21 protein-coding genes are annotated in these 24216 nt (G+C 74.6%); 11 read left to right on the top strand and 10 right to left on the bottom strand.

Annotated features, from left to right (window positions below):
- Positions 1 to 10: 10 nt before the first annotated feature.
- Together NP048_RS06865 and NP048_RS06860 are read right to left on the bottom strand one after the other, a co-directional pair.
- Positions 11 to 400 carry an MGMT family protein gene (locus NP048_RS06865; RefSeq protein WP_227577462.1) on the bottom strand — a complete coding sequence of 130 codons (390 nt, stop codon included), beginning with the start codon at positions 398 to 400 and terminating at the stop codon, positions 11 to 13.
- 2 nt (positions 401 to 402) lie between these two features.
- Positions 403 to 1473 (bottom strand): PP2C family protein-serine/threonine phosphatase, encoded by a 1071-nt coding sequence (locus NP048_RS06860; protein ID WP_227577461.1) that lies wholly within the window; start codon positions 1471 to 1473, stop codon positions 403 to 405.
- 80 nt (positions 1474 to 1553) lie between these two features.
- On the opposite strand from NP048_RS06860, the gene NP048_RS06855 reads away from it, so the two are divergent.
- On the top strand, positions 1554 to 2801 hold the full coding sequence (locus tag NP048_RS06855) for a GNAT family N-acetyltransferase (RefSeq protein ID WP_227577460.1): 1248 nt from the start codon (positions 1554 to 1556) through the stop codon (positions 2799 to 2801).
- A 60-nt stretch (positions 2802 to 2861) separates the two neighbouring features.
- Here NP048_RS06855 and NP048_RS06850 read toward each other — a convergent pair whose 3' ends face one another.
- On the bottom strand, positions 2862 to 3314 hold the full coding sequence (locus NP048_RS06850; RefSeq protein WP_227577459.1) for a ribose-5-phosphate isomerase: 453 nt from the start codon (positions 3312 to 3314) through the stop codon (positions 2862 to 2864).
- 61 nt (positions 3315 to 3375) lie between these two features.
- Between NP048_RS06850 and NP048_RS06845 the strand changes: the two genes are divergently transcribed.
- Positions 3376 to 5370 (top strand): M13 family metallopeptidase, encoded by a 1995-nt coding sequence (locus NP048_RS06845; RefSeq protein WP_227577458.1) that lies wholly within the window; start codon positions 3376 to 3378, stop codon positions 5368 to 5370.
- Positions 5371 to 5392: 22 nt separating this feature from the next.
- Here the strand turns inward: NP048_RS06845 and NP048_RS06840 are convergent, their stop codons facing one another.
- Both NP048_RS06840 and NP048_RS06835 read right to left on the bottom strand, forming a co-directional pair.
- The gene (locus NP048_RS06840) at positions 5393 to 5938 is read right to left on the bottom strand and encodes a hypothetical protein (protein WP_227577457.1); all 546 of its coding nucleotides are present in this window, start codon (positions 5936 to 5938) and stop codon (positions 5393 to 5395) included.
- Complete coding sequence (locus NP048_RS06835) at positions 5935 to 6552, bottom strand: mycothiol-dependent nitroreductase Rv2466c family protein (RefSeq protein ID WP_227577456.1); 618 nt, start codon at positions 6550 to 6552, stop codon at positions 5935 to 5937. The genes NP048_RS06840 and NP048_RS06835 overlap by 4 nt, the downstream gene beginning before the upstream one ends.
- Positions 6553 to 6789: 237 nt before the next feature.
- Between NP048_RS06835 and pepN the strand changes: the two genes are divergently transcribed.
- Positions 6790 to 9396, top strand: a complete 2607-nt coding sequence (gene pepN, locus NP048_RS06830) for an aminopeptidase N (RefSeq protein ID WP_227577455.1) — start codon at positions 6790 to 6792, stop codon at positions 9394 to 9396.
- 107 nt (positions 9397 to 9503) lie between these two features.
- Here pepN and NP048_RS06825 read toward each other — a convergent pair whose 3' ends face one another.
- Both NP048_RS06825 and malQ read right to left on the bottom strand, forming a co-directional pair.
- Positions 9504 to 10046, bottom strand: a complete 543-nt coding sequence (locus tag NP048_RS06825; protein ID WP_227577454.1) for a P-loop NTPase family protein — start codon at positions 10044 to 10046, stop codon at positions 9504 to 9506.
- Entirely contained in the window at positions 10043 to 12169 is a 2127-nt protein-coding gene (gene malQ / locus NP048_RS06820) for a 4-alpha-glucanotransferase (RefSeq protein WP_227577453.1), read from the bottom strand. Before malQ ends, NP048_RS06825 begins: the two co-directional genes overlap by 4 nt.
- A 142-nt stretch (positions 12170 to 12311) precedes the next feature.
- On the opposite strand from malQ, the gene NP048_RS06815 reads away from it, so the two are divergent.
- Complete coding sequence (locus NP048_RS06815; RefSeq protein WP_227577452.1) at positions 12312 to 14513, top strand: prolyl oligopeptidase family serine peptidase; 2202 nt, start codon at positions 12312 to 12314, stop codon at positions 14511 to 14513.
- Complete coding sequence (locus NP048_RS06810) at positions 14510 to 15670, top strand: mechanosensitive ion channel family protein (protein WP_227577451.1); 1161 nt, start codon at positions 14510 to 14512, stop codon at positions 15668 to 15670. The genes NP048_RS06815 and NP048_RS06810 overlap by 4 nt, the downstream gene beginning before the upstream one ends.
- A gap of 10 nt (positions 15671 to 15680) precedes the next feature.
- Here NP048_RS06810 and NP048_RS06805 read toward each other — a convergent pair whose 3' ends face one another.
- Both NP048_RS06805 and NP048_RS06800 read right to left on the bottom strand, forming a co-directional pair.
- Positions 15681 to 16151: a PTS sugar transporter subunit IIA gene (locus NP048_RS06805; protein ID WP_227577450.1), complete on the bottom strand. Its 471-nt coding sequence runs from the start codon at positions 16149 to 16151 to the stop codon at positions 15681 to 15683.
- A gap of 13 nt (positions 16152 to 16164) precedes the next feature.
- Positions 16165 to 16425, bottom strand: a complete 261-nt coding sequence (locus tag NP048_RS06800; protein WP_227577449.1) for a PTS sugar transporter subunit IIB — start codon at positions 16423 to 16425, stop codon at positions 16165 to 16167.
- A 177-nt stretch (positions 16426 to 16602) separates the two neighbouring features.
- Here NP048_RS06800 and ptsP point away from each other — a divergent pair, with 177 nt between their 5' ends.
- The 5 genes from ptsP (at position 16603) to NP048_RS06775 (ending at position 22494) form a co-directional block, all read left to right on the top strand.
- Complete coding sequence (gene ptsP / locus NP048_RS06795; protein ID WP_227577448.1) at positions 16603 to 18285, top strand: phosphoenolpyruvate--protein phosphotransferase; 1683 nt, start codon at positions 16603 to 16605, stop codon at positions 18283 to 18285.
- Positions 18286 to 18357: 72 nt separating this feature from the next.
- Positions 18358 to 18741, top strand: coding sequence for a globin (locus tag NP048_RS06790; protein ID WP_227577447.1), 384 nt, complete (start codon positions 18358 to 18360; stop codon positions 18739 to 18741).
- 1 nt (position 18742) lies between these two features.
- Complete coding sequence (locus tag NP048_RS06785) at positions 18743 to 19621, top strand: acyl-CoA thioesterase (RefSeq protein ID WP_227577446.1); 879 nt, start codon at positions 18743 to 18745, stop codon at positions 19619 to 19621.
- A gap of 75 nt (positions 19622 to 19696) precedes the next feature.
- Positions 19697 to 20689, top strand: coding sequence for a DNA topoisomerase IB (locus NP048_RS06780; RefSeq protein WP_227577445.1), 993 nt, complete (start codon positions 19697 to 19699; stop codon positions 20687 to 20689).
- Positions 20690 to 20760: 71 nt separating this feature from the next.
- Complete coding sequence (locus NP048_RS06775; RefSeq protein WP_227577444.1) at positions 20761 to 22494, top strand: SDR family oxidoreductase; 1734 nt, start codon at positions 20761 to 20763, stop codon at positions 22492 to 22494.
- Here NP048_RS06775 and NP048_RS06770 read toward each other — a convergent pair.
- Positions 22475 to 22969 carry an acyl-CoA thioesterase gene (locus NP048_RS06770; protein WP_227577443.1) on the bottom strand — a complete coding sequence of 165 codons (495 nt, stop codon included), beginning with the start codon at positions 22967 to 22969 and terminating at the stop codon, positions 22475 to 22477. The genes NP048_RS06775 and NP048_RS06770 overlap by 20 nt on opposite strands.
- Before the next feature lie 115 nt (positions 22970 to 23084).
- Between NP048_RS06770 and NP048_RS06765 the strand changes: the two genes are divergently transcribed.
- On the top strand, positions 23085 to 24206 hold the full coding sequence (locus NP048_RS06765; RefSeq protein WP_227577442.1) for a GNAT family N-acetyltransferase: 1122 nt from the start codon (positions 23085 to 23087) through the stop codon (positions 24204 to 24206).
- Positions 24207 to 24216: the final 10 nt, after the last annotated feature.

Genomic DNA, 24216 nt, shown 5'->3' with positions numbered 1-24216 from the left:
CTCCGGCTGGTCAGTCCTCCGGGAACCAGACCGCGTCGCGCACCCGGACGCGCTCGCCGTCGTCGGTCAGCGGCGTGCCCTCGGCCCGCAGGTGCGCGAGCGCACGGCCCTCGTGGCGCGCGGGCGGCCGGCCCGCGGCGGTGACCACGCGCCACCAGGGCACGTCACCGCCATGGGCCATCGCGCGTCCGACCTGGCGCGGTCCGCCGCGCGGTGGGCGGCCGACGGCGACCGCACGGTCGACGAGCACCTCCGCGATCAGCCCGTACGTCATGACCCTGCCGGCGGGGATCCGCGCGACGAGGTCGTGCACCTCGTCGACGTAGTCCGTCCGCGCGTCCGGGAGCGTCTGCTCGTCCGGCCCCGTCCGCTCGCCCGGCACCGTCCGCTCGCCCGGCACCGTCAGCGCCGCCGCACGACGACGACGGCACGGTCGTCGTCCTCCGCCGCCCGCACGCCAGCGAGGACCTCGTGGGCGCTGCCGGGGCGTGCGGCGACCACCGTCTCGACCACCCCGAGCAGCCGGTCGATGCCCTGGTCGACGTCACGCCCGGGCGCCTCCACGAGGCCGTCGGTGTACAGGACGACCGCGTCTCCGGGCAGCAGGACGCCGCCGACGACCCCGGGGCTCATGTCGTCGACCACACCCAGCGCGATGCCGCCCGGAGGGTCGAGGACCTCGATGCGCCCCGAGCCCGCGTGCAGCACGGCCGGCGGCGGGTGCCCGGCGATCGCGACGCGGAACGCGCCCGTCGTCAGGTCGATCGTCAGGTGCGCGGCCGTCGCGAACCCCTCGTCCCACCCCTGGCTCAGCAGGTACCTGTTGGCCGCCGGCAGGAACCTCTCGAACGGGAGCGCACCGAGCAGGCCGCCGAGCGCGCCCTGCAGCTGCAGCGCCCGCACACCGGCGGCCTGGCCCTTGCCGGACACGTCCACGAGGACCACCTCGAACGACGGGCCGTCCCGGTGCGCCACCACGAAGTCGCCGGAGAACGCCGCGGCGTGCGCCGAGCGCACCTCGGCATCCACCTGCCACATGGCCGGCAGGTCCGGCAGCCGGCCGCCGGCGGCGAGCCGGTCGCGCAGGTCCACGAGCATCAGCGCCCCCGGGGCGCCCTGCAGGCCGAGCCGCTCCCGCTCGACGCCGAAGGTGACCACGGCCCCGCACGCGAGCACCAGCACCGCGATCTCACCCGCGTTCACGACGGCGGCCACGGCCAGCCCCACCGTGAGCAGCACGACGAACGAGACGAGCACCAGCAGCCACCGCCACCGCAGCACGAACGCGCCGACGAGCAGCACCAGAAGCAGACCGGAGGCCGCGAACCACTCGGGGCGCCAGTGCACCGCGCCTGCGTAGACCACCGCGAGCAGACACAGCGCGATCCCGACGAGCGGCTGCGGCCCGACCGCCCAGCCCGCCAGCACCCGCCACACCCACCCCGTGGGGGCGCCGGGCCGGGACGTGGTCACGGTCCGAGCCTAGAGGTCCCGTCGGGCGAACCGGGGTAAAGGCCGTGCGTCGCCGCATGCCGCAGCGGCACGATGGCCCGATGAACACGCTGCCTGCCGGGTACCGCACGGCCGTCGTCCCGCCCGAGCGCCTCGAGGAGTTCCGCACCGTCGACCAGCTCGCGTTCGCGGTGTCCCCCGACCCGGAGGTCGAGCGCCTCCTGCCCTTCCCGGTCCCGCTCGACCGCCTCATGGCCGTCGAGGCGGCGGACGGCAGGTACGCGGCCGTGCACGGCTCCTACGACCTCGTCATGCCGGTGCCCGGCGGGCAGGTCGCGTGCGCCGGGCTCACGTGGGTCAGTGTCCGACCCGACGAGCGCCGCCGGGGCCTGCTGCGCACGATGATCACGACGCACCTCGAGCGGTCGCTCGAGCGCGGGGAGCCGGTGTCGGCGCTCTTCGCGGCGGAGGCGCCGATCTACGGCCGCTTCGGGTACGGCAGCGCCGCCGACCAGGTGCGGCTGACGGTGCCGCGCGGCGCGGCGCTGCGGCCCGTGGCCGGCTCGGAGCGCCTGACGGTGCGCCTCGAGCGCGTCGACCCCGGACGCCACACCGAGCTCGTCGAGGACCTGTACGTCCGTGCCGGCGCCGGACGCCCCGGGTGGACGCCACGCGCGACGCCGGTGCTGCGCGCCTACACCGTCGGCGACCCGCCCAGCCGGCGCGCGGGCTTCGAGCCGCTGCTGCTCGCGACGGTGCTCGACGGGCAGGACGTGCGCGCCCTCGCGCTTTTCGCCCGCAAGGCGTCGTGGGGCGAGGACGGTGCGGACGCGGTCGTCAGGGTCCGCGAGGCGTCGGCGCTGGACGCCGCGTCGACCCACCGTCTGTGGTCGTTCCTGCTCGACCTCGACCTGACGGCCACGGTCGAGACGCCCCCGCTGGCGGTGGACGACCCCCTGCTCCACCTCCTGGTGGACCTCCGCCCGACGCGGCGGCGCCTCACCGACAACGTGTGGGTCCGTCTGCTCGACGTGCCGACGGCGCTCGGCGCCCGCCGGTACGCCGGTCCCGCCGACGTGGTCCTCGAGGTCACCGACACGCTGCTGCCCGCGAACGCGGGCCGGTGGCGGCTCGTGGTGGACGCCGCGGGCGACGCCGAGGTCACCCGGACCGACGCCGACGCCCACGTCCGCCTCGACGTGCGCGAGCTCGGTGCGCTGTACCTCGGCGGCCGCTCGGCGACGGCGCTGGGCACGGCGGGGTTCGTGCTCGGCGAGGGCCGTGACCTGGCCCGGCTCACGACGACGTTCGCCTCGCCGCTGGCCCCCGTCTGCCCCTGGATGTTCTGAGGTCCGCCGATGCCGGCGGGGTCGGGTGGCGGCGTACCGGACGCCGCCACCCGGACGCGCTCAGGCGCGCGCGGCCTCGTAGGCGGCGAGCTGCTCGATCCGACGGGTGTGGCGCGGGTTGCCGCTGAAGGGCTCGGCGACGAACGCGTCGACGAGCTCGAGCGCCTCGTCGACCGAGTGCTGGCGCGCGCCGATCGCGACGACGTTGGCGTCGTTGTGCTGACGGCCCAGGCGCGCGGTGTCCAGGTTCCACGCGAGCGCCGCCCGCACCCCGGTCACCTTGTTCGCGGCGATCTGCTCGCCGTTGCCCGAGCCGCCGATGACGACGCCCAGCGAGCCGGGGTCGGCGACGACGGCCTCGCCGGCGGAGAAGCAGAACGCCGGGTAGTCGTCCTGGTCGTCGTACTCGAAGGCACCGTGGTCGACGACCTCGTGGTCGGCGGCACGCAGGTGCTCGACGAGCGCGACCTTCAGCTCGTACCCGGCATGGTCGGCGGCGACGTGGATGCGCATGGACACATCCTGCCGCAGGCGGGGCCCCCGGATGTCACCGACAGTTCGTAGGCTGTCGCCCATGACGCGCAGCGGAATCCCCCTGGACGACCTCGACCCGGCCGCCCGACCCCAGGACGACCTCGACGCCTACGTCAACGGACGGTGGATCGCCTCGTACGAGATCCCGCCGGACCGCGCGATGGACGGCCCGTTCCGAGCCCTGTACGACGAGGCCGAGCGCCAGGTGCTCGACATCATCACCGACGCGGCCGCCGCAGCCGGTGCGGGCGACGCGACGGGCGTCGAGGCCAAGATCGGCGCGCTGTACGCGAGCTTCATGGACACCGACGCGGTGGCCACCGCCGGCCTCGAGCCGCTGCGTGAGGACCTCGCCCTCGTCGACGGTGCCACGACGCCTGCCGAGCTGACGGTCGCGCTCGGCACGCTGCAGCGCACGGGCGCCGTGTCCGCCGTCGACCTGTACGTGGACAACGACGCCAAGGACCCCGACACGTACGTCGTGCACCTGGTGCAGGGCGGCCTCGGCCTGCCCGACGAGGCGTACTACCGCGAGGAGCAGCACGCCGCGGTGCGCGAGAAGTACCTGCCGCACGTCGCGCGCATGCTGCGGCTCGCGGCGCCGGTGTCCGAGGTCGTCGCGGCCGGGGACCCCGAGGACCTCGCGGCGCGCGTCGTCGCACTCGAGTCGCGGCTGGCGGGTCACCACTGGGACGTCGTCAAGGACCGCGACGCCGAGCTGACGTACAACCCGCTCACGCTGGCCGAGCTCGCCGAGCACGCCCCGACGTTCGACTGGCACGCGTGGGTGGCCTCCCTCGGTGCGCCGCAGGACGCGCTCGACCGGCTCGTGGTCCGCGAGCCGTCGTTCGCGGAGGGGTTCGCGAGCCTGTGGGCCGAGGTGCCGCTGGCCGACTGGAAGGCCTGGGCCACGTACCACGCGGTGTCCTCACGCGCCGCGTACCTGACGGACGAGCTGGTCGAGGCCAACTTCGACTTCTACGGCCGCACGCTGTCCGGCTCGCCGCAGGTCCGCGAGCGCTGGAAGCGGGGCGTCTCCCTCGTGCAGGGCGCACTCGGGGAGGCCGTGGGCAAGGTGTACGTCGAGCGCCACTTCCCGCCGTCGCACAAGGAGCGGATGGACACGCTCGTGGCGCACCTCGTCGAGGCGTACCGGGAGTCGATCACGTCGCTCGAGTGGATGGGTGAGGACACCCGCCGGCGCGCGCTCGAGAAGCTCGACAAGTTCACGCCGAAGATCGGGTACCCGGCGCGGTGGCGCGACTACTCCGCGCTCGAGGTGCGCGCCGACGACCTGCTGGGCAACGTGCGGCGGTCCCACGCCTTCGAGCTCGACCGCGAGCTGCACAAGATCGGCCGGCCGATCGACCGCGACGAGTGGTTCATGACGCCGCAGACGGTGAACGCGTACTACAACCCGGGCATGAACGAGATCGTCTTCCCGGCCGCGATCCTGCAGCCGCCGTTCTTCGACGCCGACGCCGACGACGCCGTGAACTACGGCGGCATCGGTGCCGTCATCGGCCACGAGATCGGCCACGGGTTCGACGACCAGGGCTCGAAGTACGACGGCGACGGCCGGCTCGTCGACTGGTGGACGGCCGAGGACCGCGCCGAGTTCGAGCGTCGGACCAAGTCCCTGGTCGACCAGTACGCGCAGTTCTCGCCGCGCCAGCTCGGCGGCAGCCACCACGTGAACGGCGAGCTGACGATCGGCGAGAACATCGGCGACCTCGGCGGCCTGGCCATTGCGGTCCGCGCCTACGAGATCGCGCTCGGGCGTCCGCTGTCCGAGGCGCCCGTGCTCGACGGGCACACCGGGCTGCAGCGCCTGTTCATCGGGTGGGCGCACTCCTGGCGGACGAAGGGCCGGGACGAGGAAATCATCCGGCGGCTCGCGGTGGACCCGCACGCACCGGACGAGTTCCGCTGCAACGGTGTCGTGCGCAACATCGACGAGTACTACACGGCGTTCGACGTGCAGCCGACCGACGCCCTGTGGCTGGACCCGGAGGACCGCGTCCGGATCTGGTGAGGCGGCGACGGCGGGTCGGGTCTCAGGGCAGCGCGTCCCACTGGGCGCGCGCCAGCCGGAACCCGATCCCGCCGGCGTCCGTGCACGTCACGCCGTCGGTGCCGGAGGCGCAGGTGTAGCCGCCGACGGTCTCCCGCTGCCCGTACGTGAGCTCCGGGCCGTCGGTCACCACCCGGGGTGCGTCGTCGTCCTCGCACACGAAGCCGAAGCCCTCGCCGTCGAGCCGCACGAGGTGACCGGTCTCGGCCTCGCAGCCGGTGACCTGCGGCGGCGCGTAGGTGAAGCTCCGGATGGAGCACAGCACGCCCTCGACGCCCATCTCGCACGCGATGTTGCCGCTGGGCAGCGTGAAGGCGACGGTCTCGTCCGAGGGCGGGGCCTCGCCGTCGCCGGCCCCCGCCGTCGGGGTCGAGGTGGTGGTCGTCGCGGCCGCCGCGTCGTCCGACCCACCTCCGCCCGGCAGGGTCGCCGCGAACACCACGACGAGCACCACCACGAGCAGCACGTCGAGGAGGACGAACGCCTGCATGCCCCGGCTCAAGCCGCGCAGCGGCTCGGGGACTCTCACGCCTGCTGGGGCGCGGCGTCGAACACCGGGCCCTGCGTGCGCGTGCGCTTGAGCTCGTAGAACCCGGGGACGCTGGTGACGAGCGCGAGGCCGTCGAACAGGCGACCGGCGTCCTCCCCCTTCGGTGCTGGGGTGATCACGGGTCCGAAGAAGCCGACGCCGTCGATCGCGACGACCGGCGTCCCGACCTCGTCGCCGACGAGCTCCATCGCCTGCTGGTGCGACGCCCGCAGCAGGTCGTCGACCTCGTCGGTGGCGGCGACGTCCGCGAGGGACGCCGGCAGCCCGACCTCGGCGAGGGACTCGGCGATGATTGCCGCCGTGTCGGACCTGCCGCCGGGGTGCCGCCGCGTGCCCATGGCGTCGTACAGGGGCTTGAGGACCTCGTCCCCGTGGTCCCGGGCGGCCGCGACCAGCACGCGCACCGGGCCCCAGGAGGCGTCCATCAGCTCGCGGTAGCCGTCGGGCAGGTCACGCCCCTCGTTGAGGACCGACAGGCTCATGACGTGCCACCGGACCTCGACGTCCCGGACACGCGCGGCCTCGCCCATCCACCGGGACGTCATCCACGCCCACGGGCACGCAGGGTCGAACCAGAAGTCGACGACGGGCACACCGGTCTCCTCTCGCTGACGGTCGTGCCAGAGTGTGCCCCTTCCCGCGCCGGGGTGCACATCCCGCTCCGCTCCCGGGCCGCGTGGGACCCCCGTGGCATGATCGTGCGGTCGCGCACCAGCGACACGGTGGCGTCCTGCCACGGCCGACCCGACCCGACCTCCGGTCGTCGCCGACCGCCCGGTCGCCGCTGCAGCCCCTCGTGGCCACCGCCGCAGATCGATCGGAGAGCATCCGTGCCCGGAGAGAACCTCACCCGCGCCGAGGCGGCCGAGCGCGCCGCTCTGGTCCGCACGCACGCCTACGACGTCCAGCTCGACCTGACGACCGGACCGGAGACCTTCGCGTCGCGCTCGACGGTGACGTTCTCCGCTGAGGCAGGTGCCAGCACCTTCGTCGACCTGATCGCCCCGACGGTGCACGAGGTGGTGCTCAACGGGCGCAGCCTGGACGTCGCGGACGTGGTCGCCGACTCGCGCATCCGGCTCGACGACCTCGCCGAGGAGAACGAGCTGACGGTCGTCGCCGAGTGCGCCTACATGAACACCGGTGAGGGCCTGCACCGGTTCGTCGACCCCGTCGACGACGAGGTGTACCTGTACAGCCAGTTCGAGGTGGCCGACTCGCGCCGGGTGTTCGCCGTCTTCGAGCAGCCGGACCTCAAGGCGACGTTCACGTTCACCGTGACGGCACCCGCCCACTGGACCGTGGTGTCGAACTACCCGCAGCTGGGCATGCCCGAGCGTGTGGAGGGCGGCCGCAACCTCAACGGGGGCCGCGACGAGGGCACCGCGACGTGGCGGTTCGACACGACGCCGCCCATCTCGTCCTACATCACGGCGGTCGTCGCCGGGCCGTACCACGGCGAGCACGGCGAGCTGACCAGCAGCGACGGCCGCACGATCCCGCTCGGCGTGTACTGCCGGTCGTCCCTCGCGCAGCACCTCGACACGGACAACATCCTCGAGATCACGCGCGCCGGCTTCGCGTTCTACGAGGAGCGGTTCGGTCACCCGTACCCCTTCGTGAAGTACGACCAGCTCTTCGTCCCCGAGTTCAACGCCGGTGCGATGGAGAACGCCGGCGCGGTGACGTTCCTCGAGTCCTACGTGTTCCGCTCCAAGGTGCCGGACGCGACCGTCGAGCGCCGCGCGGTCACGATCCTGCACGAGCTCGCGCACATGTGGTTCGGCGACCTCGTGACCATGCGCTGGTGGGACGACCTGTGGCTCAACGAGTCGTTCGCGGAGTACGCGTCGACGCTCGCGACGGCCGAGGCGACGCCCTGGACGAGCGCGTGGACCACGTTCTCCTCGCTCGAGAAGTCCTGGGCGTACCGGCAGGACCAGCTCCCCTCGACGCACCCGATCGTCGCGGACATGCGCGACCTGGAGGACGTCGAGGTCAACTTCGACGGCATCACGTACGCCAAGGGCGCCTCGGTGCTCAAGCAGCTCGTCGCGTGGGTCGGCCAGGACGAGTTCTTCGCGGGCGTGCGTTCGTACTTCGCCAAGCACGCGTGGGGCAACACCCAGCTGCGTGACCTGCTGAGCGAGCTGGAGGCCACGAGCGGCCGCGACCTGTCGGCCTGGTCGGCACTGTGGCTGGAGAAGGCGGGCGTCACGCTCCTGCGGCCGGCGATCGAGGTCGACGCGGACGACGTCATCACCTCCTTCGCGGTCCTGCAGGAGGTCCCGGACGAGCACCCCGTGCAGCGTCCGCACCGCCTCGCGGTCGGTGGGTACGACCTGGTCGGCGAGGGCGACGACGCGCGACTGGTCCGCACGGTGCACGTCGAGCTCGACATCGACGGCCCGCGCACGGAGGTCCCCGAGCTGGTCGGCGTGCGCCGCCCGGCACTGGTGCTGGTCAACGACGACGACCTGGCCTACGCGAAGGTCCGCCTTGACCCCGTGTCGCTCGCCACGTCCGTGGCGCACCTCGACAAGTTCACCGACTCCCTGCCCCGCACGCTCGTGTGGAACGCGGCCTGGGACGCGACGCGCGACGGCGAGACGCCCGCACGGGACTTCGTCGACCTCGTGCTCGGCAACATCGCGCACGAGACGGACTCCTCCGTGATCCTCGTGCTCCTGCGTCAGCTCACGACGACGCTCGACCTGTACGTGGCGCCCGAGTACCGGCAGGCGACCGCCACCGCGGCGGCCGACCGCCTGCTCGAGCTCGCGCAGGCGGCACCGGCGGGCTCCGACCAGCAGCTGCAGCTCGTCAAGGCGTTCGCGAGCCGTGCCCGTACGGCCGAGCAGCTCGACGTGGTCACCGAGGTCCTCGACGGACGACGCACCCTCGAGGGGCTGTCCGTGGACACGGACCTGCGCTGGGAGCTGCTGGCCGCGCTCGTCGCGGGTGGCCGCGCGGGCGACGCCGACATCGCCGCCCAGCAGGCGGCCGACGCGACGGCCACCGGGCAGCGCGCCGCAGCGGCCGCCCGGGCCGCGGTGCCGACGGCGGAGGCCAAGGAGCGCGCCTGGGCGGCGGTCGTCCAGGGAGACGACCTGCCGAACGCGCTGCAGGCGGCGACGATCAGCGGGTTCGCACGCGTGCACGACCGCGCTCTGCTCGTGCCGTGGGTCGAGCCGTACTTCGCCGAGCTCGAGCGCGTCTGGGCGGACAAGACGAACGAGATGGCCCAGAACGTCGTCGTCGGGCTCTACCCGACGGTCCTCGCGGACGACCCGGCCGTGGACGTCCTGGGGGCCACGGACACGTGGCTCGCGACGCACCCCGACGCCCCCGCGGCCCTGCGCCGTCTCGTCGTGGAGTCCCGCGACGGCGTGCGGCGCGCGCTCGCCGCGCAGGAGGCGGACCGCCGCCGCGCCTGACGCACGACGACGACGGCCGGGCACCGCACGGTGCCCGGCCGTCGTCGTCCCCGGTGCAGGCTCCCGCCGTCCCGACGCGCCGTCCCGACGCGCCGTGCCGTGCCGCCTCAGCGACCGCGTTCCACCGCGCGCAACCAGCGTTCGGCGGCACGGGGGTCGCGGAGCCGCACGACGTCCGACCCTGGTGCCTGCGCGCGTTCCGCGTACCGGTCGGCCAGTGCGCCGTGGTTGTGCCACGCCCACAGGACGATGTTGCGGTGCGGGTCGGTGTGCCGCAGGTTCGCGAGCGTCTCGCGGTTGCCGTGCCACAGCTCGCGCCGTGTGATGCCCCGCCACAGCGTCCGGCGCACGACCCGTGCCATGACGGTCCGCCGCGGGTAGTCCAGCCACACCAGGGTGTCCGCGCCGTCGAGGACGTCGCGGACCTGCGACTGCCAGTTGCCGTCGACGACCCAGCGCGCCCCCGCCGTCCGCGCGCGGAGGTCGGCGCGAGCCTCGTCGGGATCACGCTTGACCCACGCCGGCCCCCAGAACACCTCGTCGAGCTCGACGTGCGGCGCGTCCAGGGCGCGCGCGAGCCGTCGTCCGAGCGTCGTCTTGCCGGCGCCGGACGTCCCGACCACCCGCACGCGGCGCAGCGGTCGGCTCACTCGTTCATCGCGTCGGCGAGGGACTGCGCCCGGGCGTTGGTGAACAGGTCGTCGAGGAGGACCAGCCGCCCGGTCCCGTCGGCGAGCGGCACCTTCCAGTTGGGGTACTCCTGGTCGGTGCCCGGCTGGTTCTGCGCGCGGCGCTCCCCGACGGCGTCGGCCAGGGAGACGCCCTGCAGGACGGACGGCGTCGCCCGGATCCACCGGTGCAGCGCCTCCACGATCTCCCGCTCGGAGGGGTCGTGGCTCAGGAGCCCGCGCTCGCGCAGCGCGTCGAGCATCCGGTCGCGCTCGGCAGCGGCGGCCTGGCGTACCTGGGCGACGGGCTCCGACAGCAGGCCGAGGCGGTCGCGCAGCGTGACGTGCTCCCCCGCGAGGTACCCGGCGGTCGGCGGCAGGTCGTGCGTCGTCACGGTGGCCAGCGCCAGCTCGCGGTACGCCTCGGGCGGGCGGGGCCGCCCGTCGTGCTCCTGCTCGAACCACAGCACGGACGTGCCGAGGATGCCGCGCTCGTTGAGGTAGTCGCTCACCCAGGGCTCGACGGTGCCGAGGTCCTCGCCGATGACGACCGCACCGGCGCGGTGCGCCTCCAGCGCGAGGATCCCGATGAGGGCGTCGTGGTCGTAGCGCACGTACGCGCCGTCCTTGGCGCTGTTGCCCACGGGCACCCACCACAGGCGGAACAGGCCGATGACGTGGTCGATCCGGATGGCCCCGGCGTGCCGCAGCACCGTGCGCAGCATGTCGCGGTACGGGCGGTACGCGGCGCGCGCGAGCGCCTCGGGGTGCCACGGCGGCTGCGACCAGTCCTGCCCCTGCTGGTTGTACATGTCGGGAGGGGCACCCACGGACGCCCCGGTGGCCAGGACGTCGCGCAACGCCCACGAGTCGGCGCCCTGCGCGTGCACGCCGACGGCGAGGTCGTGCATGATCCCCAGGGCCATGCCGGCGTCACGGACGACGCGCTGCGCGCGCTCGAGCTGCTCGTCCGCGACCCACTGCAGCCACGACCAGAAGACGACACGGTCGGCCAGCTCGACGGCCGCTGCCGCGACCGCGTCGGACAGCGGGTCACGCAGGTCCTCGCTCCAGCCCTCCACGGGGCCGTGCCGCTCGACGAGCGCGCACCACAGCGCGAACTCGCGCAGCCCCTCGCCCTCCTCCTCGACGAACGCGTCGAACGCGGCCTGCCGCGCCGCCGACCGCGGGTGGGCGTACACCACCTCGAGGGCGGCGCGCTTGGCGGCCCACACCGTGTCGCGGTCGATCGGGCCGGTGTCGGCGTCCAGCGCGAGCACGGGTTCCGCGGCCCACTCCACGAGGGCACGGTCCGCGGCCGACAGGTACGCCGTCTCGCGCACGTCCTCCACGCGGACGTACAGCGGGTTGACGAAGCGCCGCGTCGCCGGCAGGTACGGGCTCGCGGTGAGCGGCTCGACGGGCTCCGCCGCGTGCAGCGGGTTGACCAGCAGGAAGTCCGCGCCCCACCGGTGCGCCGCGAGCCAGCCCAGCTCGGCCAGGTCCGCGAGGTCGCCCACGCCCCACGACGTGCTCGAGCGCACCGAGTAGAGCTGGGCCATGAGCCCCCAGGCGCTCCCCTCCCGCAGTCGCTCGGGCAGCTCGAGCCGTCGCGGTGTCACGACGACCGGGCTGTGCGCGTGCGCGCTGGGCCCCTCGGCGTGCAGCTCGTGCCAGCCCAGCGGCAGGTCGTCGGGGACGACGAACGTCGCGCGCCCGACCAGTCGCCCGTCCACCGAGCGCGGCTCGACCACGACGTCGACCTGCGCCAGCTCGCGGCGACCCCCGCCCGCGTCCGGCTCGACGTCGAGCCAGACGTCGACGGGGTCGCCGTGCGTCACGTGGACCGGCACCTGGACGGAGTCTCCCTGCCGCACGACCACCACGGGAGGCAGGACACGCCGCCACGGCATGTTCTCGACGTTGGCCAGCGCCAACGCGATGCGCGCCGGGGAGGACGCGTCGACGCCGAGGGCGGCGAGCACCCGGACGACGGTCTCGTCGCTCGCCTCGTGGTCGTGGCCGTCGTGCCCTCGGTAGCCGGGCACGACGTCGTAGGCGGCGGCGAGCCGCCAGAGGTCCTCGTGGGTGGTCGTCTCGGGCACACGTCGATCCTGCCAGAGCGTGCGCCCTCCGGCTCGACGCAGAGCCGCAGACCCGCCCGGCGCTCGCTCGCCGCGGGACTCCCGGTGCCGTCGCGCCCGGAGTTCGTGAGTCGGCCCGTCCGTCGACGTAGCCTGGGGCACCGTGACGACCCAGCCGCTGCGCCAGGACCCGCGCCCCGCCTCACCCGTTGCCACCTACCCGGTCGCGCAGCGCGCCGACCTCGTCGAGGATCTCCACGGCCGGCGGGTCGCCGACCCGTACCGAGCCCTCGAGGACGCCGACGACGAGGGGACGCAGCGCTGGTCCCGCGCGCAGGACGACCTGTACGGCGCCTACCGGTCCGGGCTGACGGCCCGGGCTGCCGGCACACCGTTCGCCGACGAGACGCTGCACGCGCGGCTGAGCACGCTGCTCGGCGCGGGCTTCGTCAGCGCGCCCGCGTGGCGCGGCGACCGGCGGTTCTTCACCCGGCGGTCGGGCGACCAGGAGCACGCCGTGGTCGTCGTCGCCGAGCCCGGACCGGACGGGACCGAGACCGAGCGCGTCCTGATCGACCCGCTCGCGCTCGACCCGACGGGGACGACGACGCTGGACGGGTGGCAGCCCTCGAAGGAGGGCGACCTGATCGCCTACAAGGTGTCGCACGGCGGCACCGAGGAGAGCGTGCTGCACGTGCTGGACGTCGCGACGGGCGAGCTGGTGGACGGGCCGATCGACCGGGCTCGCCACTCCCCCGTCGCCTGGCTGCCGGGCGGTGAGGCGTTCTACTACGTGCGCCGCCTCGCGCCCGACCTGCTGCCGGCCGACGAGCAGCAGTACCACCGCCGCGTCTGGCTGCACCGCGTCGGCACGCCCGCGGACCAGGACGCCGAGGTGTTCGGCGCGGGGCTCCCCATGACGAGCTACTACGGCCTTCAGGTGAGCCGCGACGGACGCTGGCTGATCGTCTCGGCCGCGGCCGGCACGGCACCGCGCAACGACGTCTGGATCGCCGACCTCACGACGCCCGGCGCCCCCGAGGCGCCCGCCTTCGTCGAGGTCGCGGTCGGTCTCGACGCCGAGGTCGGTGCGTGGGTCGCGCGTGACGGACGGCTCCTCGTGCACACGGACCTCGACGCTCCCCGTGGACGCCTCGCCGTCACGGACCCCACGACCCCCGGCGTCGAGCACTGGGTGACGCTGCTCCCGCAGGACGACGTCGCGGTCCTGGAGGACGTCGCGCTCGTGGACGCGGGTGACCCGTCGCAGCCGACGGCCCTGCTGGCGGCGTGGCGACGGCACACGGTCAGCGAGGTCACCGTCCACGACGCGCGCACGGGTGCCCGCACGGGCGAGGTCCCGCTGCCCGGCCTGGGCTCGGTGTCCGGGCTCGTCACCCGGCCCGACGGCGGCCCGGAGGTCTGGTTCGGGTACACCGACCACGTCACGGTGCCGCGCGTGCACCGGTACGACGCGACCACGGGCGCCGTCACGCTGTGGGCGGCACCCCCCGGTGAGCTGCCCGACCTGCCCGCGGTCCGCACGCAGCAGATCGAGGTCACGAGCTCCGACGGCACGACCGTGCGGGCGTTCGTGCTCGCGCGGGCGGACCGCGTGGCCGCCGACGGGCGTCCGCTCGCTCCGGCCCCGACCGTCCTGTACGGGTACGGCGGCTTCCAGATCAGCCTCGACCCCGCCTACTCGGCCACCACGCTCGCGTGGGTCGAGGCGGGCGGCGTGTACGTCGTCGCCAACCTGCGCGGCGGGGGCGAGGAGGGCGAGGAGTGGCATCGCGCGGGCATGCGGGCCGCGAAGCAGAACGTGTTCGACGACTTCCACGCGGTCGCGGAGCACCTGGTGGCCACCGGCTGGACGACACCGGACCGGCTCGCGTGCTGGGGCGGGTCCAACGGGGGCCTGCTCGTGGGAGCGGCCGTCACGCAGCGACCCGACCTGTGGGCGGCGGCCGTGTGCTCGGCGCCGCTGCTCGACATGGTCCGGTACCAGCGGTTCGGGATGGGCGTCACGTGGACCGAGGAGTACGGCGACGGCGACGACCCCGAGGAGCTCGGCTGGCTGCTCGGGTACTCGCCGTACCACCGCGTCGTCGACGGCACCGCCTACCCCGCGGTGCTCTTCACGGTCTTCGAGGGTGACTCGCGCGTCGACCCGCTGCACGCCCGCAAGCTCGCCGCGGCGCTGCAGCACGCGACGACCTCCGACCCCGCCGAGCGGCCGGTGCTGCTGCGCCGGGAGGTCGGCGTGGGGCACGGGGCACGCGCGCTGTCGCGCACGATCGGGCTGTCGGTCGAGCAGCTGCAGTTCGTCGCCGACCGCACGGGCCTGCTGGGAGCGGCACGATGACGCGGTCGACCACGTCCCCGAGCCCCGACGCGACCATGTCGACGTTGTCGCAGGGCGTGAAGGAGATCCCGCGCTGGCTCACCGAGCTGGGCGAGTGGTTCGTCGGCGTCCCGCTGCGCATCGTCCTCATCATCGTGTTCAGCGCGATCGTCCTGCTCCTGCTGCGCCGCGCGATCGCCGGCATCACGCGGCACATCGCCGAGGGCGAGCCGGTGATCGAGCGCGGGGTCCTGCGCCCGATCGGACGGTCCGAGGTCGGCTCCGTCCTGCTCAGGGCGAACCCGCTGGCGAACGCCCGGCGGGCGCAGCGGGCGCGCACGATCGGCTCGGTGCTGCGCTCGACCGCCTCGGTCGTCGTCTGGTCGCTGGCCGCGGTGCTCGTGCTCGACTCGCTCGGCGTGAACCTGGCGCCGTTCATCGCGTCCGCCGGGATCGTGGGCGTGGCCGTCGGCTTCGGCGCGCAGAGCCTCGTGAAGGACTTCCTGTCGGGCCTGTTCATGCTGCTCGAGGACCAGTACGGCGTCGGTGACGTCGTCGACGTCGGCCCCGCCACCGGGACCGTCGAGGCCGTGGCCCTGCGCGTCACCAAGATCCGCGACGAGGACGGCACGCTCTGGTACGTGCCGAACGGCTCGATGGTCCGCGTCGGCAACAAGACGCAGGGGTACAGCACGGCCGTCGTCGAGGTGGACGTCGACTACTTCGTCGACCTCGACGAGGCCCGCACGCTGCTGCGGCAGGCCGCGCAGGACGTCGCGGCCGATCCCGTCGTCGGTGCGTACCTGCGCGGCGAGCCCAGTGTCACGGGCGCCGAGAAGCTGGCTGCCGACGCCGTGGGACTGCGGCTGTCCGTGCGGACGGAACCGGCGATGCAGTGGGAGGTGGCCCGCCACCTGCGGGTCGCGGTGCGCCGCGCGCTCGAGGAGGCGGCGGTGCCGCTCGCGGGGCAGCGCGACGCGCTGGTCGCCCACCAGGAGCGGATCGGCGGGCGCCCGGTCACGGGCGCCGCGCCGGCGGGCCCGGACACGAGCACGGACGCGGCCACGGAGCCCTCGTCGGACGACACCACGCAGGACGGCCAGCCGGCGCGCGATCCGCACGACACCCCGGTCCACGAGGCGGTCGAGCCCGACCAGCCACCGCGATCGACGCAGTGACGCGCGGCACTCAGGGGGCGGGGGCCCACTCCAGCAGCGCCTGACCCGCGTCCACGTGGTCGCCGTCGGCGACCGACGACGTGACGGCTGCGGGGTCCCCCTGCAGGGCGATCACGGGGCACATGGTCGACAGGCCGGCCGCGGCGACGTCCACGGGTGACCAGGTCAGCACGACCTGGCCCGCGCGGACGCGCTGCCCCCGCTCGACGCGCAGGTCGAAGCCCAGGCCCGCGAGGGTCACGGTGTCGATGCCGACGTGCACCAGCACCCCCCGCCCGTCGTCCAGCTCGAGCGCGAACGCGTGGGGGTGCAGGGCGCCCACCACGCCGTCGCACGGTGCCAGGACGTCCTGCCGCCCGTTGCGGTCGGGCTCGAGCGCCACGCCCGGCCCGACCATCTCGCCGGCGAAGACCTCGTCCGGCACCGCCGACAGCGGTCGCACGACACCGGGCACAGGGCTCGTGAGCCGCAGCAGGGTCACCCGCGCGCCGTGGTCAGCGCAGGCCGTCGAGCTCGGCGGCGAGGTTGTCCGCCTCCGGACCGACGATGACCTGGACGATGCGACCCGAGCGCACGACACCGAACGCGCCGCTCGCCTTGAGCGCGGCCTCGTCGACGAGGTCCACGTCACCGACCTCGACCCGCAGGCGCGTGATGCACGGCTCGAGGTCGACGACGTTCGTCTCGCCACCCAGCGCCGCCAGGATCTGCTCTGCCTTGCTCAATGCGCTCTCCCCGGGTGTCGGCCGTCTCACGCCCAGGCTACCGCCGCGACGAGCCGCGCGGCTCCCCCGTCCACCCGCTGCGACGCACCGTGCGCCTCACGGCGCGTCGCCGCTGGCCCGGCACACGCGTGAGCGCGAGACTGCTGTCGCACGACGACGAGGCCGCACCGGCGCCCGCGTCGGCGCAGGTACCGAGGAGGTCCCGGGGTGGGCAGCAGCAGCGTCGTCGGCATCGGCGTGAGCCCAGGCCGCGCGGTCGGTCCGGCGGTCCACCTGCCCGACCCCGTCGCCGAGCCGCCGGCCGGGCGACGGCTGCCTCCCGGAGCCGACAGGCAGGCCGCCGCACAGCGCATCGCGGCGTCCGCCGACGCCGTCCGCGACGAGCTCGACGCCGCCGCGCTCGCGGCCGAGGGCGACAGCGCCGCGCTGCTCCACGCCACCGCGGCCATGGCCGCGGACCCGTCCCTGGTCGCCGACGCGCAGCAGCGCGTCCTCGAGGAGCACCTCGTGCCCGAGCGCGCGGTGTGGGAGGCCGCCGACGCGGTGTCGGCCCAGTTCGAGGCGCTCGGCGGGCACCTGGCCGAGCGCGTGCGGGACGTCGTCGACGTGCGCAACCGGCTGGTCGCCCACCTCACCGACCAGCAGGCGCCGGGCGTGCCCGTCCGACCGCATCCCTACGTGCTCGTCGCCCAGGACCTCGCCCCGGCGCTCACCGCGACCCTCGACCCGCAGCGCGTCGTCGCGGTCGTCACGGCGGCCGGCGGCCCGACCTCGCACACCGCGATCCTCGCTCGCGCGCGCGGCATCCCCGCGGTCGTGGCGGCCCCCGGCGTGCTCGACGTCGCGGAGGGCACGGTGCTGCTGGTCGACGGCGCCGCCGGGACGGTCACCCCGGACCCGTCCGACGACGCGGTGCGCCGGGTCCGCGCGCTCGCCGGTGCGGTGCGCACCTTCGACGGCGACGGGCGCACCGCCGACGGGCACCGCGTCGAGCTGCTCGCCAACGTCGGTGACCCCGCCGACGCACAGGCTGCCGCCGACTCGGGCGCGCAGGGGGTCGGGCTGTTCCGCACCGAGTTCGCCTTCCTCGACCGCACGCAGGCCCCCGACGTCGACGAGCAGACCGCCGCGTACGGGCGGGTGCTGTCGGCGTTCACGGGCCGCAAGGTCGTCGTGCGCACGCTCGACGCGGGCGCCGACAAGCCCCTGCCCTTCCTGCACGCGGCGGCCGAGACGAACCCCGCCCTCGGCGTGCGCGGGCTGCGGGTGGCCCAGGAGCGGCCCGACGTCCTGGAGGACCAGCTCACGGCGATCGCCCGCGCGGCCGCGGCCCACCCGGGCACGACGACGTGGGTGATGGCGCCGATGGTCGCGACCGTCGACGAGACCGAGCAGTTCGTCGCAGCGTGCGCACGCCACGGCCTGACCACGGCCGGGATCATGGTCGAGGTGCCGAGCGCGGCGCTGCTGGCGGGTCCGATGCTCGCGCACGCCCGCTTCGCGAGCATCGGCACCAACGACCTCACGCAGTACACGATGGCTGCGGACCGCCTGCTGGGTGCCGTCGCGTCGCTGTCCGACGCGTGGCAGCCGGCGGTGCTGCGCCTCGTCGAGTCGACCGCGCTCGGCGGTGCCGCGCAGGCACGGCCCGTCGGCGTGTGCGGCGAGGCCGCCGCCGACCCCGCGCTGGCCGTCGTGCTCGTCGGGCTGGGCGTCACGTCCCTGTCGATGACGCCCCGTGCGCTCCCCGACGTCGCCGCGGTGCTCGCCGCGACGGACCTGGCGACGTGCCGCGTGCTCGCCCGGCGCGCGGCCGACTCCTCGAGCGCGGCCGACGCGCGTGCGGTCGTCCGTGCCGGGCTCCCCGTCCTGGACGCGCTCGGCCTGTGACGGCCGCGGCGTGGCGCGCCCCACACACGTCGGCCGCCGGACCGGACGACGCCGCATGTGAGGATGGACGCCGTGAGAGACGACTCGTTCTACGCCACCGTCGGCGGGCACGAGACGTTCGTCCGGCTGGTCGACGAGTTCTACCGGGGCGTCGCTGCCGACCCGGTCCTCAAGCCCATGTACCCCGAGGAGGACCTGGGCCCGGCCGCTGAGAGGCTGACGCTCTTCCTCGAGCAGTACTGGGGTGGCCCGACGACGTACTCGGACCAGCGCGGCCACCCGCGCCTGCGTATGCGCCACGCGCCGTACAAGGTCAACCCCGACGCCCGCGACCGGTGGCTGGAGCACATGCGCGCTGCGGTCGACACGCTCGACCTCGCCCCGCTGCACCGCGCCCAGCTCTGGGACTACCTGGAGCGCGCGGCCCACTCCATGCTCAACACCTTCGAGGACTGAGATGACGCTGCCCGACGCGCGCCACGACCCGGTGGGCGCCGTCCTGCGCGCCCTCGACCTGACCGCGGACGCGCAGCGGCCCGACGTCTTCGAGGGCCTGAGCCTCCCGCAGCCCCAGGGACGGGTCTTCGGCGGCCAGGTGCTGGCGCAGGCCCTGCTCGCGGCGGGACGCACGGTCGACGACGACAGGCTCCCGCACTCGCTGCACGGGTACTTCCTGCGGCCGGGCGACGACTCCGCACCGATCGACTTCGTCGTCGAGCGGCTGCGCGACGGCCGGTCGTTCTCGGCGCGGCGCGCGCTCGCGCAGCAGGGCGGCAACCCGATCCTCGCGATGACGGCGTCGTTCCAGGAGCAGCAGCCGGGCATCGAGTACGCCGAGTCGATGCCCGACGTCCCCGGACCGGACGAGGTCGCCTCCGCGCTCGACGTGCTCGGCGACGTGGACCACCCCATGGCCAGGTTCTGGGCGCAGGAGTCGGCCTTCGACCTCCGTCACGTCCCGGGCCCCATCTACATGCGCCCGGACGCGGACTCGCCCCTGGGGCGCCAGAGCGTATGGGCACGGGCGCGCGGGCCTGTCCCTGACGACCAGCTGCTGCACCGTGCGCTGCTCGCGTACGCGTGCGACCAGATCATGCTCGAGCCGGTCCTGCGCCGGGCCGGTCTGCCGTGGGCCACCCCGGGGCTGTCCATGGCGAGCCTGGACCACGCCATGTGGTGGCACCGCGACGTGCGCGTCGACGACTGGCTGCTGTTCACCCAGTCGACCCCCAGCGCGCAGGGCGGCCGGGGCCTGGGAGCGGCACGGGTGTTCGACCGTTCGGGCGCGCTGGTCGCGTCGATCGCGCAGGAGGGCATGGTGCGCGTCCCCCTCTGAGGGACGCGCGGCGCGCGGCACGTCACGCTCCTGCTCGACGCGCGCGACGACCGGCGCCGGGTGAGACTCTCCGACATGGTCCGTCTGCGACGTGTGCGCCTCGACCAGCCGGGATGGACCCGGCGCCGCGCGGGGCGCGGGTTCGCGTACCTCGACGTGGAGCGCCGGCGCATCGAGGAGCGCGAGCACCTCGAGCGCGTGAGGGCCCTCGCGATCCCGCCGGCGTGGCGTGACGTGTGGATCAGCCCGTGGCCCAACGGCCACATCCAGGCTGCGGGTCTCGACGACGCGGCACGCCGCCAGTACCTCTACCACGCGCAGTGGCAGGCGCGGCGTGCCCGGCTCAAGCACGAGCACGTGCTGGACGTCGCCCGCCGGCTGCCGGCCGCGCGCCGCCGGGTGCGGGCCGACCTGGCGCTGGACGGCATGCCGCGGGACAAGGCGCTGGCCCTGGCCTTCCGCCTGCTCGACCGCGCGTACCTGCGCGTGGGCACCGAGGGCTACACACGGCGGCACGGGTCGTTCGGCCTGGCGACGCTGCGCCGGGACCACGTGCGGGTCCTGCCCGACGAGGACGGCCGCCCCGGTGCGGTGCACCTGCTCTTCCCCGCCAAGTCCGGTCAGGTGCGGGACACCGTGGTGGACGACGGGGTCGTCGCCGAGCTGGTCCGCACCCTGCTGCGCCGACGCGACGACAGCCGTGAGCTGCTGGCGTGGCGCGACGACGCCGGCTGGCACGACGTGACCAGCGCCGACGTGGGTCGGTACGTGCGCGACCGGCTCGGGGAGGCGACCCCGAAGGACTTCAGGACATGGCACGCGACGGTGCTGGCGGCACGCGGCCTCGCCGAGGCGGGCCCACCACCGCGGAGCGAGCGCGGCCGCCGCCGCGTGGTCGCGGCGGTCGTGAAGGACGTGGCCGAGGAGCTCGGGAACACGCCCACCGTCGCACGCTCGTCGTACATCGACCCCCGCGTCGTCGAGCTCTGGGAGCGCGGCGAGGCGATCGTCCCCACACGATCGCAGCACGTCGCCGAGCGCCGCACGCTCGACCTCCTGACCTCCTGACCTCCTGACCTCCTGACCTCCTGACGCCCCGCCCGGGTGCGGGTACCTGGCGCGCGGCGCAGACTGCCCGGATGAGCCACAGCGCCGGCCGAGCGCCCGACCCCGCGCCCGCGCCCGAGCCCGGCAGGGCTTCCGAGCCGGACCTCGCCCCCGAGCCCGTCGCGCGCACGCTCGGCGGACTGGTGCCGGGCCCGGGACCCGACGGTCGGCCACGCCCCGACGCCCCCCTCGTCGCGGTCACCGGCGTCACCGGGTACGTCGGCGGCCGCCTGGTGCCGGAGCTGCTCGCCGCGGGGTACCGCGTGCGCGCGGTGGCCCGGCACCCCGACCGCCTGCGCGGGCGCCCCTGGTACGACTCGGTCGAGGTCGTCGCCGCCGACGCCGCGGAGCCCGCGCAGATCCGGGCCGCGCTCGAGGGCGTCGACGTCGCGTACTACCTCATCCACTCCCTCGGGACCGGGAAGACGTTCGAGGAGCGGGACCGGTCCACCGCGCGGACGTTCGCGGAGGCGGCGCACGACGCGGGCATCGGGCGGGTCGTCTACCTGGGCGGGCTGTCCCCCCACGGCGAGCCGCTGTCCCCCCACCTGGCGTCCCGGACGGAGGTCGGCGAGATCCTGCTGGCCTCGGGGGTACCGACCACGGTGCTGCGCGCCGCCGTGATCCTCGGCTCGGGCTCCGCGTCGTTCGAGATGATGCGCTACCTCACCGAGCGCCTGCCCGCGATGACGGTGCCGAAGTGGGTGTCCAACCGCATCCAGCCGATCGCGATCCGCGACGTCCTGCGCTACCTCGTGGGCGCGGCGGCCATGCCGCGCGACGTGTCCCGCGTCTTCGACATCGGCGGGCCCGACGTGCTCACGTACCGCGACATGATGCAGCGCTACGCCCGGATCGCGGGCCTCCCCCGGCGCGTCATCGTGCCCGTCCCGGTGCTGACGCCGCGCCTGTCGAGCCTGTGGGTCTCGCTGGTCACGCCTGTACCCGGCGGGCTCACGCGCCCGCTCGTCGAGTCGCTGATCCACGAGGTGGTCTGCGAGGAGCACGACATCGCGCAGTACGTGCCCGACCCGCCCGGCGGCCTGGTGGGGTTCGACCGCGCGGTCCGGCTCGCGCTGGCCCGTGTCCAGGGCGCGACCGTCAGCACGCGCTGGTCGTCCGCCGCTCCCCCCGGTGCACCCAGCGACCCGCTCCCGTCGGACCCGGACTGGGCCGGTGGCTCGTTGTACGTCGACGAGCGGCGCGTGCTGGTCGACGCGTCACCGGCCGCGCTCTGGCGCGTCGTCGAGGCCGTGGGCGGTGAGCGCGGCTGGTACTCGTGGGCGCTGGCCTGGCGCGTGCGCGGCCTGCTGGACCGCGTCGTCGGCGGGCCGGGGCTGCGGCGCGGGCGCCGCGACCCCGCGCGCCTGCTTCTCGACGACGCCGTGGACTTCTGGCGCGTGGAACAGCTGGTCCCCGGGCGCATGCTGCGCCTGCGGGCCGAGATGCGGCTGCCTGGCCTGGCGTGGCTCGAGCTGCGCGTCGAACCCGCTGACGGCCCCGGCACCGGCACGGGGAACGCGCCCGCGGCCGACCCGGGCCCGCACGACGCCGAGGGGTCGTGGGACCCCGTGGCGTGGCGCAGGCCGCCGGTGGTCTTCGCGCAGCGTGCGCTGTTCCACCCGCACGGGCTCGGAGGACAGCTCTACTGGTGGGCGGTGTACCCGTTCCACGGCGTCGTGTTCGGTGGGATGCAGCGCAACGTCGCACGCGCCGCCGAGCGAGCGGAGCGCGCGCGGACCGACCTCACGCGCGACGGCGGATGACGACGGGGTCCTCCAGGTAGGGGGTCCACACCGCGCGCTCGTCGGCGGTGAGGCGGCGCGGGGCCCCGGTCGCGGTGTCGACCAGCACGATCGTCGTGGTCGCGACCGCGAAGACGACCGAGCCCTCGACGGTCGTCGGCGCGTCGCGGACCTCGTAGCAGACGTCCAGGCTCGCACCGCCGAGGTGCCCCAGCCACAGCTCGATGACGACGGGCGCACGCCGGTACGGCAGGGGGCGCACGTACTGGATCTCCTGGCGGGCCACGAGCGTGGAGGTCAGGGCACCCGGCCCCGCGTCGAGCACCGCTGTCGGGCGGGCGCCGTCGGGCACCGTGCCGTCCGGACCCTCGGGGTGGCGCCAGAAGACCTCGATGCGCGCCTCCTCCAGGAGGCGCAGCATCTCCACGTTGTTGACGTGCGCGTACGCGTCCATGTCGGACCAGCGCAGCTGCACCGGCACCGTGATCCTGGCCATGCGTCCTCCTCGAGCCCCCGGCGCTCGGTCCCGCGCCGCGTCGTATCGTCGCCCCGGCGCGGGCCACGACGGAAATCGACCTGCGCCGCAGCCACCGCGCACGCCATGCTGAGCCATGCGCACGACGAGCGACTGGCGGGTGGTCGACGCGCCGCCCGCACCCACCGACCTCGACCACCCCGACACCTGGGCCTACCAGGCGCTGTGTGACATCGACCACGCGCTCGAGCTCGCGCGCTACGGCTGGACGGACCTGTGGGCGCCGCTGCACGTGCGCCTTCCCATCTACGCCGACCAGGAGTACGCGAGCCAGCACCTCGCGGTCGCCGTCGCGCCCGATGCCCCGGCCGTGCCGGGGGCCGACGACGTCCTCGGCACGGTCACCGTCCTCATGCCGCGCCACGACAACACGCACCTCGCCCAGCTGCACCTGCAGGTGCGACCCGGGTGGCAAGGGCGCGGCGTGGGGACGGCGCTGCTGCGGCATGCCGAGCGCGTCATGTCCGAGAACGAGCGCCGCACGGTCATCGTGTGGTCCGGGCACGCGCCCGAGCCCCCACCAGGTCCCGGCGTGCTCGACGCCCCGACGGGCGAGGGGCGCGTCCCTGCGGATGCTCCCGCCGCACGGTTCGCGCTCCGGCACGGCTTCCACCTGGAGCAGGTCGTCCGCCACTCCGTCCTGACGCTGCCCGCCGACCCGTCGGCACGCGCGGACCTGCTCGCCGACGCCCGGGCCCACGCCGGGGCGGACTACCGCACGCACACGTGGTGGGACACCGTTCCGGACGCGTGGCTCGACGCCCTCGCGGTGCTGTGGACCCGCATGAGCACGGACGCGCCGAACGCCGGCTACGACATCGGCGAGGACACGTGGGACGCAGCTCGGGTGCGGCACCACCTGGAGTCGCGCGCGCAGCAGCACCAGCGGGTCCTGCTGACCGCCGCGGAGCACGTGCCGACCGGCACGCTGGCCGCGTTCACCGAGCTGGCGGTCCCCGCGCCCGACGTGCCGTTCGGCTTCCAGGGCGACACGCTCGTGCTGGCCGACCACCGCGGACGACGCCTCGGCATGCTGGTCAAGGGCGTCAACCTCGAGGCCTACACCGCCTGGCGGCCGGGTGAACGGCGGTTGCACACCTGGAACGCGCAGGAGAACGAGCACATGCTCGCCATCAACGTCGCGCTCGGCTTCCGGCCCACAGGTATCGCCGCGGGTTGGCAGCGCCGCACGGGCTGACGGCCGCCGT

Origin of the sequence: Cellulomonas xiejunii (assembly GCF_024508315.1) — a bacterium.
GTDB lineage: Bacteria > Actinomycetota > Actinomycetes > Actinomycetales > Cellulomonadaceae > Cellulomonas > Cellulomonas xiejunii.
Note: the sequence above shows the minus strand (reverse complement) of the source record. Positions and strands in the feature narration are given on the sequence as shown.